This window comes from Mycobacterium sp. 012931, assembly GCF_000419295.1.
GTDB lineage: Bacteria > Actinomycetota > Actinomycetes > Mycobacteriales > Mycobacteriaceae > Mycobacterium > Mycobacterium marinum.
The window spans coordinates 4,826,335-4,842,200 of sequence record NZ_AOPX01000001.1 but is presented as its reverse complement, the minus strand read 5'-3'; the positions used below and the strand labels follow the sequence as shown (position 1 = coordinate 4,842,200).

Sequence of the window (15,866 nt, the reverse complement as noted above, 5' to 3'; positions counted from 1 at the left end):
AGCGGAGCGCATGGCCACGTGTCATGGCGAACCGCCGCGGACAGACGCTTGGTGTGGTTCACGGAAGGACTGAGTGATGAGCTTCTTGCTGCTGCCGCCGGAGATCAATTCGGTGCGAATGTTTGCCGGTGCTGGGGCTGCGCCGATGCTGGATGCCGCGGTGGCCTGGGGTGGGCTGGCTGAGGAATTGGGGACCGCGGCGCGGTCGTTTGAGTCGGTGACTTCGGGGCTGGCCGGTCAGGTCTGGCAGGGTGCGGCGGCCGCGGCGATGGCGGCTGCGGCGGCGCCCTATACGGGTTGGTTGAGCGCGGCGGCGGCGCGTGCGGTGGGGGCTTCGGCCCAGGCCAGGGCGGTTGCCGAGGTTTTTGAGGGATCGCGCTCGGCGATGGTGCATCCGGTGGCGGTGGCGGCCAATCGCAATGTGTTTGTGCAGTTGGTGATGTCGAATCTGTTTGGGCAGAATGCGCCGGCGATCGCTGCGACCGAAGGCGCCTATGAGCAGATGTGGGCCGCGGATGTGGCGGCGATGGTGGGCTATCACGGTGGGGCGTCGGCGGAAGCGGCAGCATTGCCGTCCTGGGAGGCGGGGCTACAGCAATGGATCTCGGGCCTACCGGGGGTAGCTCAGCTACAGGCCGCCGCATCGGCAATTCCCGCTTTCAACCTGGGGCTGGGCAATATTGGCGACTTCAACCTGGGCAACGGCAACACCGGGGATAACAACCTGGGCAGCGGCAACATCGGCAACCTCAACCTCGGGAGCGGAAACACCGGCGGCTCCAACGTCGGCAGTGGCAACTACGGCGACGGAAACCTGGGCAGCGGCAACTACGGCAATTCGAATCTGGGTAGCGGAAACGGGGTGCTCTCATCGGTCGGCAGTGACAGTAATGTCGGCAGTGGCAACCTCGGCAGTCACAACTTCGGCAACGGTAATACCGGCAGCAGTAACATCGGCAGCGGAAATATCGGCGACACCAACCGCGGCTTTGCCAACCTTGGCAGCAACAACTTTGGTTTCGCCAATCTCGGAGATGGCAACGTGGGGTTTGCCAACACCGGTAACAACAACATTGGCTTTGGGCTCACCGGCGACAACCAGATGGGCATTGGCGCGTTGAACACCGGACTCGCCAACACGGGTTTTGGCAACTCGGGAAGCAACAACATCGGGTTCTTCAACTCTGGTGACCACAACGTGGGCTTCTTCAACTCGGGCAACGGTAACTACGGCTTCTTGAACTCCGGTGATACCAACACGGGATTCGAAAATTCCGGCAGCGTCAATACGGGCGTTCAGAACGCTGGTGCCGCCAACTTCGGCGCCTGGAACGCGGGAGGCGGCAATTTCGGTTTCGGCAACGGTGGCGGCGGCAACTTCGGCTTCGGAAACTCGGGCCTGTCGAACACCGGCAGCTTCAACGCTGGCGACGTCAACACCGGTGACTTCAACTCGGGCAGCACCAACACCGGATGGGGGAATTCGGGGGACATCAATACCGGTCTGTTCAATTCGGGCAACCTGAACACGTCCATCGCGAGCTCCGCCACCCAGGCTGGCCCGAACTCGGGCTTCGGCAATACCGGTGCCGGACTCTCCGGCTTCAACAACTCCGGTGTCGATACCTCCGGTATCCAAAACGCCCAGTACGAAACCACCAAGACGCTTCCGCCGCGGGCGCCGCCGATCCTCATTCATTTCAACCAGGGGACATCGGGCTTTTTCAACATGGGCCCCGGCACCGCGGGCATCGGTAACTCCGGGGGCGGCCTCAACAGGGGGCTGTTCAACAACGGCTTTCTGAACATCGGTATCGCAAACTCCGGTGACAACGGTTATGTGTACGTGGCGCCGTTCATCACCATTTCGTTCACCTCGGGCGTCTTCAGCTCAGGAGCCTTCACTTCGGGCTTCTTCAACACCATGGACAACCAGTCGGGGTTCTTCCACCTCTAGCCCGCTGGTAGGGGCGATTACCCCCGTGAGTCACCAGCCGGGTCACCCCACAGCTGGTTCAGTGCAGCAAGTGGGCGGCCTGGTTGGCGAGGTCGAGCACCGGTTGCGGCAGGATCCCCAGCAGCACAGTGACCGCCGCACAAACCGCGATCGCCGCCTTGCTCAAGATGCCGGGCGCCACCACTTGCGGTGTGTCGCTGGACTCTTCGGTGAAGAACATCAACACGATCACCCGGACGTAGAAGTAGGCGGCCACTCCGCTGGAGATGACACCGATGACCACCAACGGAGCCGCACCGCCCTCGGCGGCGGCCTTGAACACGGAGAACTTGCTGATGAACCCGCTCGTCAGCGGGATGCCGGCGAAGGCCAGCAGGAACATCGACAGCATCACGCCCACAATCGGGGAGCGCTGACCCAGCCCCGCCCAATGGGACAGGTTGGCGTCCTCGACCCCGTCCGCGTCGCGGACCAAGCCGACGATGGCGAATGCGCCCACCGTGCTGAAGCTGTAGGCAACCAGGTAGAACAGCGTCGCCGACAGACCCGCCGAGTTGTCGGCGATCACGCCGGTCAGGATGAAGCCGACGTGTGCGACCGACGAATAGGCAAGCATCCGTTTGACATTGGTCTGGTTCACCGCGGTGATGGTGCCAACCGCCATGGTCAATATCGAAATCGCCCACAGCACCGGCCGCCACTGATCGTGCAGCGGGGGCAGCGCCACGTAGACCACCCGAAGTAGGGCGCCGAAAGCGGCAACCTTGGTGGCCGCCGCCATGAACCCGGTGATCGGCGTGGGTGCGCCTTGGTACACATCGGGAATCCACGAGTGGAAGGGGACGGCGCCAACCTTGAACAGCAGACCGACCGACAGCAGACCGACGCCCACCAAGGCCATGGACATATCGCTGCGTGCCGCCAGCGAATCCCGGATACCGGTCAGGGTCAGCGAGCCGGTAGCGCCATAGAGCAACGCGACACCATAGAGAAAGAATGCCGAAGAGAACGCGCCCAGCAGGAAGTACTTCAGCGCCGATTCCTGCGACAGCAACCGGCGGTGTCGCGCCAGTCCGCACATCAGATACAGCGGCAGGGAGAGCACTTCGAGCGCGACAAACATGGTCAACAGGTCGTTGGCCGCGGGAAATACCATCATGCCGCCGACGGAAAGCGTGAGCAGCGGGAAGATTTCGGTTTGCGCTGCCCCCGCACGTTGCGCCTCGCGTTCGGCGTCGCTGCCGGGCACGGCCGAAGCCTGCGGCGTGAAGGAGTCGAGTCCGCCGCTGCCCGCGGCGACCGCCGTCTTGGTCTGGGCGGCCACCCGGTGGGCGCTGCGTTCAGCGATGAAGATGACCGCCATCACCGCCACCAGCAACACCGTGCCCTGCAAGAACAGCGTTGGCCGATCCACTGCCATCGACCCGAGCACGGCGCGGCGGCCAGTCACCGGAATCGACCGGGCCACCACGATGACCGCGACGAATGCGGCCACCAACCCGCTCAGGGCCAGTGTCACCTGCGCGCCGTATCGCAGCCGGCGCGGCAGGAACGCCTCGGCCAGCACGCCGACGACGGCGATGCCGAAAACGATGAGCATCGGACACAGCAGGAAGTATTCGATGCTTGGGCTGGGCAAAATCATTCGTGTGGTCCTTCGGCTGTCCGGGGGGCGCTCACGCCCGAAGCCGGGTGTGGCACCTTGGGCGCGGGATCGTGCTGGCCGATGGTGCTCATGGTGTGCTCGACCGCCGGGTTGATGACATCGAGCACGGGTTTGGGATAGACCCCGAGGATCAGCAGCATCGCGATCAGCGGCGCGACCACGATCATTTCGCGTGGCACCAGGTCACCGATGCGCTCGTTGTCCTTGGCCAGCGGTCCGGTCATCACGCGTTGGTACAGCCACAACATGTAGATGGCGGAAAGCACCAGCGCGGTGACGCCAAAGGCTGCGGCCAGCCAGTAGCGGTTGAAAGTGCCAAGCAGGACCAGGAATTCACTGATGAATGGGGCCAGGCCGGGCAAGGACAGGGTGGCCATGGCCGAAACCAGGAAGGTGCCGGCCAGCACCGGAGCCACCTTCTGCACACCGCCGTAGTCGGCGATCGCCCGGCTGCCGTGGCGCGAGATCAGGAAGCCGGCGATCAGGAAGACCGCGGCCGTCGACAGTCCGTGGTTGAGCATGTACAGCGTCGAACCGCTCTGGCCCTGGGTGGTCATCACGAAGATCCCCGCGATGATGAACCCGAAGTGCGAGATCGACGTGTAGGCGATCAGTCGCATGATGTCGGTCTGACCGATCGCCACGACTGCGCCGTAGATCACGCCGATGATGGCCAGCGTCACGATCAACGGGCGGAAATAGGTTGAGGCGTCCGGGAACAGCTGCAGGCAATAGCGCAGCATGCCGAACGTGCCGACCTTGTCCATCACCGCCATCATCAGCACCGCGGTCGCCGGCGTGGACTCCACCGCCGCATCGGGCAACCAGCGGTGGAAGGGCCACAGCGGGGCCTTGATGGCGAACGCAAACATGAATCCGAGGAACAAGGCTTTGAAGACCGCCGGATGTTCGCCGTAATGCCCGCCCTGCACGCCGGCCACGATGTCGCGGAAGTCGAAAGTTCCAGACCCGTTTTGGGCGGTCACCACATAGAGCCCGATGACCGCTGCCAGCATGATCAGCCCGCCGAACAGGTTGTACAGCAGGAACTTCACCGCGGCCCCGGAGCGCGCGCGGCCCTGCCCGAAAACCCCGATGAGGAAGTACATCGGAATGAGCATGGCCTCGAAGAACACGTAGAACAGCAAGACGTCCAGCGCGACCACCGAGATCAGCACCATCGACTCGATGGCCAGCGTCAACGCGACGTAGGCGTGCACACCCCTGGTGCGTTCGCCGCCGTCATTCCAGCCGGCGATCTGCAGCAGCGGGATCAGCACCGTGGTCAGCAGCACCAGCACCACCGCGATGCCATCCACCCCGAGCGTGTAGCTGGCGCCGAACGCCGGGATCCAGGAACGGTTTTCGACGAACTGGTAGTGCTCGCCGCTCGGCTTGAACCCGGTAGCGACGACAACCGACACCGCCAGCGTCACGACGCTGGCGATCAGGCCGGTCCACTTGGCGAGCTGGCGCAGCCCCGGGGGCAGCATGATGATGAGCACCGAAGCGGCCAGCGGGACCAGCCACAGCAGCGTCAGCCACGGTACGTGTGAGTTCACCACAGCTGCACCGCCAAGAGCACCGCGGCCACCAGGACTGCACCGGCCAGCATCGACAACGCGTAGTTGCGGGCGAAGCCGGTTTGCATTCGTCGCAACCGATTCGACGTCATGCTCACCAATCCGGCCAAAGCGTTGACCGAGCCGTCCACACCCGCGTTGTCGACCTCGACCACCGCGTCGGTCAGTTGCGCGCCAGGGCGCATGAACACCTCCTCGTTGAAGGCATCGGCATACATGTCGGCGCGCGCGGCCGTCGTCAGCACCGAAACCCGGACGGGGGCCACCCGGGGGATGGCAGCGGTGCCGTACATCCGGTAGGCGACCGCGATACCGACGGCGACGACACCGAGCGCCACCGTGGTGCTGACCCAGGTCGGGAGCGCATGGGTGGCTTCCTCATGGGCTCCGACGACGGGCTCGAGCCAACGCTGCAGCGTGCCGCCCATCGCCAGCAGACCACCGGAGAAGACGGAGCCGAAGGCCAGCAGGATCATCGGCCAGGTCATCAGGGCCGGAGCCTCGTGCGGGTGGGCTCCCGGCGCCCACCGCTTCTCACCGAAGAAGGTCATCAGCATCACCCGGGTCATGTAGAACGCGGTGACCCCCGCTCCCAGCAGGGCCGCGCCGCCGAGCACATAGCCGCGGGTGTCGCCGGCGCCCAGCGCTGCCTCGATGATCGCGTCCTTGGAGAAGAAGCCCGCGAAGGGTGGCACACCGATGATCGCCAGGTAGCCCAGCCCGAAGGTGACGAAGGTGACGGGCAGGGCGGCGCGCAGCCCCCCGTACCGGCGCATGTCCTGTTCCTCATGCATCGCGTGGATGACCGATCCGGATCCCAGGAACAGTCCGGCCTTGAAGAAACCGTGGGTGAGCAGGTGCATGATCGCGAACGCGTAGCCGGCCGGGCCCAGGCCGGCGGCCAGCACCATGTAGCCGACCTGGCTCATCGTTGAGGCGGCCAGCGCGCGTTTGATGTCGTCCTTGGCGCACCCGATGACCGCCCCCAGCAGCAGCGTGACGGTACCCACCACGACCACGGCCAGCTGTGCGTCCGGCGCCAGGTTGTAGAGCGGGTTGGACCGCACGATCAGGTACACCCCGGCGGTCACCATGGTGGCGGCGTGGATCAGGGCGGATACCGGGGTGGGGCCCTCCATCGCGTCGCCCAACCAGGCCTGCAGCGGCACCTGGGCGGACTTGGCGCACGCCCCCAGCAGCAGCAGCAAACCCATCGCGGTCAGCGCTCCCCGGCTGGCGGCCGGCGCACCGGCAAAGACCCCGGCGTAGGACAGCGTGCCGAAGGTGCTGAACATGACGAACATGCCCAAAGCCAGCCCGGCGTCGCCAACCCGGTTCATCACGAACGCCTTCTTGGCCGCCGTGGCGGCCGACGGCTTGTGGTACCAGAAGCCGATCAGCAGGTAGGACGCCAGGCCCACGCCTTCCCACCCGACGTAGAGCAACACGTAGTTGTCGGCGACCACCAGCAGCAGCATCGAGGCCAAGAACAGGTTGAGGTAGCCGAAGAACCTACGGCGATCGGGGTCTTCGGCCATGTAGGCGACCGAGTAGATGTGGATCAGCGATCCGACTCCGGTGATCAGCAGCACGAAGCAAATGGACAGCTGATCGATTTGCAGTCCGAAGTCCACCTGCAGCTGGCTCACCGGCATCCAGGTGAAGACCGTTTGGTGGATGAGCCGATCGTCGGCGGAGCGCCCCACGAGGTCGGCGAGCATGGTCGCGCCAACGCCGAATGAGGCAAGGGCCGCCGCACAACCCAACCAGTGTCCCCACGCGTCGGTCCGCCTACCGCCGAACAGCAAGATCGCGGCACCCGCCAGCGGCAGCGCCACCAGCAGCCAGGTGTGTTGAGTCCCCAGAAAGTTCGTCACTGTGGCGCTATCAGCCTTTGAGTAGGTTCGCGTCGTCGACCGACGCCGATTTGCGGGTACGGAAAATCGTCATGATGATGGCCAGACCGACGACGACTTCGCAGGCTGCGACCACCATCGTGAAGAACGCGATCATTTGTCCGTCCAGATGCCCGTGCATTCGGGCGAACGTGACAAACGCGAGGTTGACGGCGTTGAGCATCAGCTCGACACACATGAACATGACTATCGCATTGCGGCGCAACAACACCCCGGAGGCGCCAATGGTGAACAGCAGCGCCGAAAGATACAGATAGTTGGCGGGATTCATGACGCACCACCTGTGATGGCCTCGGGCGAAGGCGTCTGGAGTCCATCCGCCCCGCGGGTCTGCAGGATCCCCGGGACCGACAACTCGGAGTAGGAGCCGTCGGGCAGCAGCGCGGCCACATCGACCGCGTTGTGGCGTGCGTAGACGCCGGGGTTCGGCAGCGGTGTGGGGTGACCGCCGGGGCGGAAGCGCTCCTGGGAGAGTTCGCGTTGGGACTTGCGGCGCTCGAAGCGCTCCCGGTGGGCCAGCGCCATCGCGCCGATGGCCGCGGTGATCAGCAGTGCGCTGGTCAACTCGAAGGCCCACAGGTAGCGCGAGAAGATCAGCGCCGCCAAGCCCTCGACGTTGCCGTTGGCGTTGGCGGCCGTCAACCCCGCGAAGCCTCCGGCCGCCACATTGCCGATGGCGGCGATCAACAGGACACCGAATCCGACCCCGATCACCAGCGCGGCGACCCGCTGCCCGCGCAGCGTCTCTTTGAGCGACTCCGCGGAGTCCACACCGATGAGCATCAGCACGAACAAGAACAGCATCATCACCGCGCCGGTGTAGACGACGACCTGGACCACCCCCAGGAACAGCGCGTCCTGGATCATGTAGAACACGGCCAAAATGATTATCGTCATCGCCAAGAACATCGCCGAGTACACGGCATTGACGGCCATCACCACCCCGAGCGCGCCGACCAGCGCCAGCGCACCCAGAATCCAGAAGGTCACCGCCTCACCGGTCGAGGTAACGGTGATGGTGTCCGCGGCCAGACTGGAAGCCAGGGTCGAAGTCACCGCGACTCTCCGGTTTTCTGTGTTTCGCGCAAGCCTTCGGCGGTCACGTTGCCCAGGTAGTAGTCCTTGTCGGTGGCGCCGGCAGCCCTGGGATGCGGCGGCGCGGTCATCTCGGGCTGCAGCGGGGCCAGCAGCCGGTCCTTCTCATAGATCAGGTCGGCACGGTTGTCGTCGGCCAACTCGTAGTCATTGGTCATGGTCAGCGCCCGGGTCGGACAAGCCTCGATGCACAGACCGCAACCGATGCAGCGCAGGTAGTTGATCTGATACACCCGGCCGTAGCGTTCACCCGGGGAAAACCGTTGCTCGTCGGTGTTGTCCGCGCCCTCGACGTAGATCGCGTCAGCCGGGCAGGCCCAGGCGCACAACTCGCAACCGATACATTTCTCCAGGCCGTCGGGGTAGCGGTTGAGCTGATGGCGGCCGTGATACCGGGGAGCTACCGGACCCGGCTTCTCCGGGTACTCCTCGGTGACCGTCTTTTTGAACATCGACCCGAAGGTCACGCCGAATCCGGCAATGGAGTCCAGGAATTTAGCCACGGGCGTTCTCCTTGCTCGCACCAACTGGCTGAGCCAGCGGCTTCATGGGCAGCGGCGGCGTCGGGAACAGCGGTTCCAAGGCGCCTTGCTCGTCGGGGCCGGCGGCCGGCTGTTTGCCGCGCCGCCGGGCCTTTGTCACGGCGTTGGGCGTGCTGAACGGTTTTCGTAGCGACATCACCAGGATTGCGGCCACGACGATGCTGCTGACCACCAGCGCCGGTGTCCAGTATTGGTAGCCCTGGTTGCGCAGGGTCCGGATCACCGCCGCGATCAGCACCCACACCAGCGAGACGGGAATCAGCAGCTTCCAGCCCAGCGCCATGAACTGGTCGTAGCGCAGCCGAGGGAGCGTGGCGCGCAGCCAGAAGTACATGAACAAAAATCCCCACACCTTGGCGGTGAACCAAAGCACCGGCCACCAGCCCGCGTTGGCCCCGTGCCACAGGTTCAACGGCCATGGCGCGTGCCAGCCGCCCAGGAACAACGTGGCCGCCAGCGCCGAAACCGTTGTCATGTTGACGTATTCGGCGAGCATGAACATCGCGAACTTCAGCGACGAGTACTCGGTGTGGAAACCGGCCACCAGCTCACCCTCGGCCTCGGGCAGGTCGAAGGGGGCCCGGTTGGTCTCGCCCACCATCGAGATGAGGTAGATCACGAACGACGGTAGCAGCAGGAAGATGTACCAGACGCGATCCTGTGCGGCGATGATCTGCGAGGTCGACATGCTGCCGGCATAGAGGAACACGGCCGCGAACGACAGCCCCATGGCCACCTCGTAGGAGATGACCTGTGCGGTCGAACGCACCCCACCCAGCAGCGGGTAGGTGGATCCGGATGCCCAGCCGCCGAGCACGATGCCGTACACCCCGATCGCCGACAGGCCCAGGATGAACAGCACCGCCACCGGCAGATCGGTCAACTGCAGCGGCGTGCGATGCCCGAACACCGACACCACCGGACCGAACGGGATGAACGCGAACGCGGTGAACGCGGGAATCACCGAGATGATCGGGGCGACAAAGTAAACGAATCGATCGATGCCGCCGGGGGTGATGCTCTCTTTGAGCGCCAGCTTGATTCCGTCGGCCAGGCTTTGCAGCGAGCCCTTGGGCCCCACCCGGTTTGGGCCGGGGCGCAATTGCATCCGGCCCAGCAACTTGCGTTCGGCCAAGATCGCCACCAGCACCGTCAGCATGAGAAACACGAAGATGGCGATCGCCTTGGCGACGACCAGCCACCAGACGTCATGTCCGAAATCGGTCATGGGCGCCACTCCTGTTCATCGCTTCGCTCTGCATCGTCGCTGGTGCGGGCCATGAGCCGGCGCCGATTCGTACGACGCTGCCGATCCCCGCGCCCAGCTGGCGATACACCGCCGAACCAGGCGAGTTGAGGGGCAGCCACACCACCCGTTCGGGCATGTCAGTGATGTTCAGCGGCAAGGTGATCGAGCCACGTGACGAGCTGACGGTCACCGCGTCGCCGTCGGCGGCGCCGATCTCGGCGGCAGTTTCTGCCGCCAGACGCACCACCGGTGGGCGTGCGGTGCCGGACAGATGGGGTTCGCCGTCCTGCAACCGCCCCGCGTCGAGCAGCATCCGCCAGCCCGTCAGGATGGCCTCACCCGCCGCGGGTTGGGCCGCACCGGCGGCAGTGACATGGGGGCTGGCGGCGTGCTTGCCATCCCAGTTGCCCAGCGCCGCGAGCTCTTCGCGCGCCGACTCGACCGACGACATCCCTAGATAGACGCCCATCTCATCGGCCAGCGCGTCGAGGACCCGGTGATCTGACTGGCCGGCTTGCTGGGTGCTGCCCCGCAGCGACGGTTCGAATTCCCGGTAGCGGCCCTCCCAGTTGACGAACGCTCCGGACTTCTGCGTGGTCGGCGCGACCGGGAACACCACGTCGGCGCGCTCGGTGACGGGGCTGTGCCGCAGTTCCAGGCTGACCACGAACCCGGCGGCGTCCAGCGCGGCCAGCACCGCGTCAGGGTCCGCGAAGTCGTCGGGCTCCAAGCCTCCCACCAGGAGGGCGTCCAGGTCCCCGTCGGTGGCGGCGGCCAGGATGCCGGCCGCGTCACGTCCAGGGGCGGTCGGCAAGTCGGAAACGTGCCACGCCGCACGAACCTGCGAGCGGGCGGTGTCATCGGCCAGCGGACGGCCGCCGGGCAGCAGCGTGGGCAGCGCGCCGGCTTCCAGCGCGCCACGTTCCCCGGCCCGCCGTGGTACCCAGGCCAGCCGGGCGCCGGTGCTGTCGGCCAACCGTGCCGCGGCGGACAATCCACCGGGCACCGTGGCCATGCGCTCGCCGACCATGATGACCGCGCCCGGCGTCGCCAGCAGGTCACCTAGCTCGCCGGTGGCCAGGGCGTCCAGCGCCGCGGGCTCGGCGCCGGGAGTGGTCTTGATCAGCCGGCCCGACATCTTCTGCAGGCCGCGGGTGGCGAACGGGGCGAGAGCGTAAACGGGAAGACCGTTTTTGCGCGCCGCCTTACGCAGCCGCAAGAACACGATCGGCGACTCGTCTTCCGGCTCGAACCCGACCAGCAACACCACCGGCGCGGATTCCAGGTCGGCGTAGCTGACGGTTACCGGCCGTCCCGCGATACGTGCGGCCAGGAAGTCGGCCTCCTCGGCCGAGTGCGGCCGGGCCCGGAAGTCGATGTCATTGCTGTCCAGGGTGATTCGCGCGAACTTGGCGTAGGCGTAGGCATCCTCCCAGGTGGCCCGGCCGCCGACCAGCACACCGGTGCGGCCGCGGGCTTCCTGCAGGCCCCGGGCCGCTGCCACGATGGCGTGCGACCACGATGCCGGGACCAGGTTGCCGTCGGTGTCGCGGATCAGGGGAGTGGTGATGACGTCCGGCTGGGTCGCGTAGGTGAACGCCCAGCGGCCCTTGTCGCAGTTCCACTCTTCGTTGACTTCAGGGTCATCACCGGCGAGCCGGCGCAGCACTTTGCCGCGGCGATGGTCGGTGCGTTGCGCACACCCCGATGCGCAGTGCTCGCAGACGCTGGGGCTCGAGACCAGATCGAATGGGCGCGCCCGGAACCGGTAGGCGGTCCCGGTCAGCGCACCCACCGGGCAGATCTGCACGGTGTTGCCCGAGAAGTAGGAGTCGAACGGTTCGTCGGCATAGATGCCGACTTGCTGCAGGGCGCCGCGCTCCTGCATGTCGATGAACGGGTCCCCGGCAATCTGGTTGGAGAACCGGGTGCACCGGGCGCACAGGATGCAGCGTTCGCGGTCCAGCAACACCTGCGCGGAGATGTTGATCGGCTTGGGGAAGGTGCGCTTGACGTCGGTGAACCGCGACTCGGGCTGCCCGTTGGACATGGCCTGGTTCTGCAGCGGGCATTCACCACCCTTGTCGCACATCGGGCAGTCCAAGGGGTGGTTGATCAGCAGCAATTCCATCACGCCGTGCTGTGCCTTGTCGGCGGCCTCGGACGTGAGCTGGGTGCGAACCACCATGTCGTCGGTGGCGACGGTGGTGCACGACGCCAACGGCTTGCGCTGCCCCTCCACCTCGACCAGGCATTGCCGACACGCGCCGACCGGCTCGAGCAGCGGGTGATCACAGAACCGTGGGATCTGTATACCCATGAGCTCGGCGGCCCGAATAACCAAAGTTCCTTTGGGAACGCTGATTTCGGCACCGTCGATAGTCAGCGTCACCAGCTCCGGCTGGCTCACCCCGTCGCCGGTCTTGGTATTGGCCGCACTTGTCATTGTGGCCCAGTCCCTTTCGCGGTATTCCGGCCTGCTGTGAGCATGGAGTCCCGGGGATCGAAGGGGCAACCGCCCTGTTCGACGTGGGCGATGTACTCGTCTTGGAAGTGCTTGATCGAGGACATCGCCGGGCTGGCAGCTCCGTCACCCAGGGCGCAGAACGACTTTCCCAAGATGGAATCCGAGATGTCGAGCAACTTGTCGATATCCTCGCGGGTGCCCTTGCCCGTTTCGAGGCGCGCGTAGATCTTGTCCAGCCAGAACGTGCCTTCTCGGCACGGGGTGCATTTGCCGCATGATTCGTGCTTGTAGAACTCGGTCCAGCGCCGCACCGCACGGACCACACAGGTGGTCTCGTCGAAGATCTCCAACGCTTTGGTGCCCAGCATGGACCCCACGCCGCCGACGCCCTCGTAGTCCAGCGGCACATCGAGGTGCTCGTCGGTGAGCAATGGGGTCGACGATCCGCCCGGCGTCCAGAACTTCAGTTGGTGCCCGGCCCGTATCCCGCCGGCGTAGTCGAGCAATTCGCGCAGGGTAATCCCCAGCGGGGCCTCGTACTGTCCGGGCCGGGTGACATGGCCGGACAGCGAATACAGGGTGAAGCCGGGCGACTTCTCGCTGCCCATCGAGCGGAACCAGTCGACGCCGTTGAGGATGATGGACGGGACGCTGGCGATCGTTTCGACGTTGTTGATCACCGTCGGGCAGCCGTAGAGCCCGGCAACCGCGGGGAAGGGGGGCCGCAGGCGTGGCTGACCGCGCCGGCCCTCGAGCGAATCCAGCAGCGCGGTCTCCTCGCCGCAGATGTAGGCACCCGCGCCGGCGTGGACCACCAGTTCCAGATCGAATCCGGAGCCATTGATGTTGCGGCCCAACAGGCCCGCGGCGTATGCCTCGGCCACCGCGTTCTGCAGGCGGCGCAACACCGGCAGCACCTCGCCACGCACGTAGATGAACGCGTGGCTGGCCCGGATCGCGTAGGCGGCGATGATGACGCCCTCGACGAGCACGTGCGGTGTGGCCAGCATCAGCGGAATGTCTTTGCACGTGCCGGGTTCGGACTCGTCGGCGTTGACCACCAAATAGTGGGGCTTGGCCGCGGGACCGGCATCGCCCTGCGGAATGAACGACCACTTGGTGCCGGTGGAGAAGCCGGCGCCGCCGCGTCCGCGCAGACCCGAGTCCTTCACCGTTCCGATCACCGCGTCGGGCCCCATGGCCAGGGCCTTCTCCAACGCCCGGTACCCGTCGTGGCGACGGTAGGTGGCCAGCGTCCACGACTCGGGGTCGTCCCAGTAACGACTGATGACCGGCGTCAAAGGTGTTGCCTGGGAAGTCATCACTGCCCTCCAGGTGCCGGCGGTGCCTGCATGTCGTTGTCTTGCGCCACCCGCAGTCCGGCTAATGTCGCGGCACCCGCACCGCCCTGGCCCTGGTCGGGCCGGGTGTCGGGCAAGCCGGCCAGAATGCGCGATGTCTGGCGGAAGCCGCACAGCGGAGCGCCCCGGGTAGGCGCGATCGGTTCGCCCGAGCGCAGCGAGTCAACGAGTTCGCGCGCCGATTCCGGTGTCTGGTTGTCAAAGAATTCCCAGTTGACCATCACCACCGGCGCGTAGTCGCAGGCCGCGTTGCATTCGATGTGCCCCAAGGTGACCGAGCCATCGGAGGTGGTCTCGTCGTTGCCGACGCCGAGGTGGTCTTTGAGGGTCTCAAAGATTGCGTCGCCGCCCATCACCGCGCACAGGGTGTTGGTGCAGACGCCGACCAGGTATTCGCCGGTCGGCCCACGGCGATACATGGTGTAGAAGCTGGCCACCGCCGAAACCTCGGCTCCGGTCAGGCCCAACTGATTTGCGCAGAACTGCAGGCCCGCGGGGGTCAGGTAGGAGTCCTCGCCCTGCACCAGGTGCAGCAACGGCAGCAGCGCGGAGCGCTGGTCGGGATAGCGGCCGATGATCTCCTTGGCTTCGATCTCCAGCCGTGCCAGCGCATCCGGCGGGTAGGCCTGCGGGGCGCCCTCAACCGTGAATTGGTTGGGCTCCTCGGGTGGCGGTCCGAGCCGGACGAATACCGGCTGACTCTGTGGCGCGTTCACCGATCCACCCCTCCCATCACGGGATCGATGCTGGCGACCGCGGTAATCAAGTCGGCAACCATCCCGCCTTCGGACATTGCTGCAACCGCTTGCAGGTTGGTGAATGAGGGGTCGCGGTAGTGCACGCGGTAGGGGCGGGTGCCGCCATCGCTGACCATGTGCACGCCGAGCTCGCCGCGCGGTGATTCCACGGCCACATACACCTGACCGGCCGGCACCCGGATCCCCTCGGTGACCAGCTTGAAGTGGTGGATCAGGGCTTCCATCGAACTACCCATGATCTTGGCGATGTGTTCGGGTGAGTTGCCCATGCCGTCGGGCCCCATCTTCAAATCGGCCGGCCACGCCAGTTTGCGGTCCTCGATCATGGTCGGCCCGGGCCGCAGCCTGTCCAGACACTGCTCGACGATCTTGATCGATTCCCACATCTCTTTGACACGAATCATGTAGCGGCCGTAGGCATCGCAACCGTCAGCGGTGATCACGTCGAACTCGTAGTTCTCATAGCCGCAATAGGGCTCGCTCTTGCGCAGATCGTGGGGCAGCCCCGTGGATCGCAGGATCGGGCCGGTGATGCCCAGGGCCATGCATCCGGCCAGATCCAGGTAGCCGACGTCCTGGGTGCGCGCCTTCCAGATGGCGTTTTCGTTGAGCAGATCCCCCATCTCGCGCAGCGGCTGGCGAAGATCTGCAATGGCTTTGGCGATCTCGGTAGGCCCATCCGGTGGCAGGTTCTGTGCCACACCGCCGGGCCGGATGTAGGCGCTGTTCATCCGCAGGCCGGTGATCGACTCGAACAGGCTGAGAATGATCTCGCGGGCCCGGAAACCGACGAACATCGGTGTCATGGCACCCAATTCCATGCCGCCGGTGGCCAATGCGACCAAGTGCGAGGAGATCCGGTTGAGCTCCATCATCATCACCCGGATGACGTTGACCCGCTCGGGAATCTCGTCGGTGATGCCCAGGAGTTTCTCGACACCCAGACAGTAGGCGGTCTCGTTGAAGAACGGCGACAGGTAGTCCATCCGGGTCACGAAGGTGACGCCCTGAGTCCAGTACCGGTATTCGAGGTTCTTCTCGATTCCGGTGTGCAGGTAGCCGATTCCGCACCGGACCTCGGTGACGGTTTCACCCTCGATCTCGAGGATCAGCCGAAGCACCCCATGGGTGGAAGGGTGCTGGGGCCCCATGTTGACGACGATGCGTTCCCCGGGGTCGGCGCCGCGGGCGGCCTCGACGATCTCGTTCCAGTCCTGTCCGCCCGCGACCAGCACGGTTTCGGTGTCGGTCATTTCTCTTCTTGTTTCGTCA

General features: G+C 65.4%; 11 protein-coding genes and 1 pseudogene. 1 reads left to right on the top strand and 11 read right to left on the bottom strand.

Features of this window, described 5'->3' with window-relative positions; genetic code table 11:
* Positions 1 to 76: 76 nt before the first annotated feature.
* Positions 77 to 1,957: a PPE family protein gene (locus MMSP_RS21270; protein WP_036426834.1), complete on the top strand. Its 1,881-nt coding sequence runs from the start codon at positions 77 to 79 to the stop codon at positions 1,955 to 1,957.
* Positions 1,958 to 2,015: 58 nt separating this feature from the next.
* Here the strand turns inward: MMSP_RS21270 and nuoN are convergent, their stop codons facing one another.
* The 11 genes and pseudogenes from nuoN to nuoD form a co-directional block, all read right to left on the bottom strand.
* Positions 2,016 to 3,602 (bottom strand): NADH-quinone oxidoreductase subunit NuoN, encoded by a 1,587-nt coding sequence (gene nuoN, locus MMSP_RS21265; RefSeq protein WP_020788289.1) that lies wholly within the window; start codon positions 3,600 to 3,602, stop codon positions 2,016 to 2,018.
* A complete protein-coding gene (locus MMSP_RS21260; protein ID WP_036427472.1) occupies positions 3,599 to 5,185 on the bottom strand; it encodes an NADH-quinone oxidoreductase subunit M in 1,587 nt (528 codons plus the stop codon). Before MMSP_RS21260 ends, nuoN begins: the two co-directional genes overlap by 4 nt.
* Positions 5,182 to 7,083 (bottom strand): NADH-quinone oxidoreductase subunit L, encoded by a 1,902-nt coding sequence (gene nuoL, locus MMSP_RS21255; protein WP_020788287.1) that lies wholly within the window; start codon positions 7,081 to 7,083, stop codon positions 5,182 to 5,184. The genes MMSP_RS21260 and nuoL overlap by 4 nt, the downstream gene beginning before the upstream one ends.
* 10 nt (positions 7,084 to 7,093) lie before the next feature.
* Positions 7,094 to 7,393: an NADH-quinone oxidoreductase subunit NuoK gene (nuoK, locus tag MMSP_RS21250; protein ID WP_011740432.1), complete on the bottom strand. Its 300-nt coding sequence runs from the start codon at positions 7,391 to 7,393 to the stop codon at positions 7,094 to 7,096.
* Entirely contained in the window at positions 7,390 to 8,166 is a 777-nt protein-coding gene (locus MMSP_RS21245; RefSeq protein ID WP_086085717.1) for an NADH-quinone oxidoreductase subunit J, read from the bottom strand. Before MMSP_RS21245 ends, nuoK begins: the two co-directional genes overlap by 4 nt.
* Before the next feature lie 8 nt (positions 8,167 to 8,174).
* Positions 8,175 to 8,738, bottom strand: a pseudogene (gene nuoI / locus MMSP_RS21240) (NADH-quinone oxidoreductase subunit NuoI); the annotation flags it as partial.
* The gene (nuoH, locus tag MMSP_RS21235) at positions 8,713 to 9,987 is read right to left on the bottom strand and encodes an NADH-quinone oxidoreductase subunit NuoH (protein ID WP_011740429.1); all 1,275 of its coding nucleotides are present in this window, start codon (positions 9,985 to 9,987) and stop codon (positions 8,713 to 8,715) included. The pseudogene nuoI and the gene nuoH, both read right to left, overlap by 26 nt.
* Complete coding sequence (locus MMSP_RS21230) at positions 9,968 to 12,454, bottom strand: NADH-quinone oxidoreductase subunit G (protein ID WP_020788285.1); 2,487 nt, start codon at positions 12,452 to 12,454, stop codon at positions 9,968 to 9,970. The genes nuoH and MMSP_RS21230 overlap by 20 nt, the downstream gene beginning before the upstream one ends.
* Positions 12,451 to 13,797 carry an NADH-quinone oxidoreductase subunit NuoF gene (gene nuoF, locus MMSP_RS21225; protein WP_020788284.1) on the bottom strand — a complete coding sequence of 449 codons (1,347 nt, stop codon included), beginning with the start codon at positions 13,795 to 13,797 and terminating at the stop codon, positions 12,451 to 12,453. Before nuoF ends, MMSP_RS21230 begins: the two co-directional genes overlap by 4 nt.
* Positions 13,797 to 14,552, bottom strand: a complete 756-nt coding sequence (nuoE, locus tag MMSP_RS21220) for an NADH-quinone oxidoreductase subunit NuoE (protein WP_011740426.1) — start codon at positions 14,550 to 14,552, stop codon at positions 13,797 to 13,799. The genes nuoF and nuoE overlap by 1 nt, the downstream gene beginning before the upstream one ends.
* Positions 14,549 to 15,847 (bottom strand): NADH dehydrogenase (quinone) subunit D, encoded by a 1,299-nt coding sequence (nuoD, locus tag MMSP_RS21215; protein ID WP_020788283.1) that lies wholly within the window; start codon positions 15,845 to 15,847, stop codon positions 14,549 to 14,551. Before nuoD ends, nuoE begins: the two co-directional genes overlap by 4 nt.
* Positions 15,848 to 15,866: the final 19 nt, after the last annotated feature.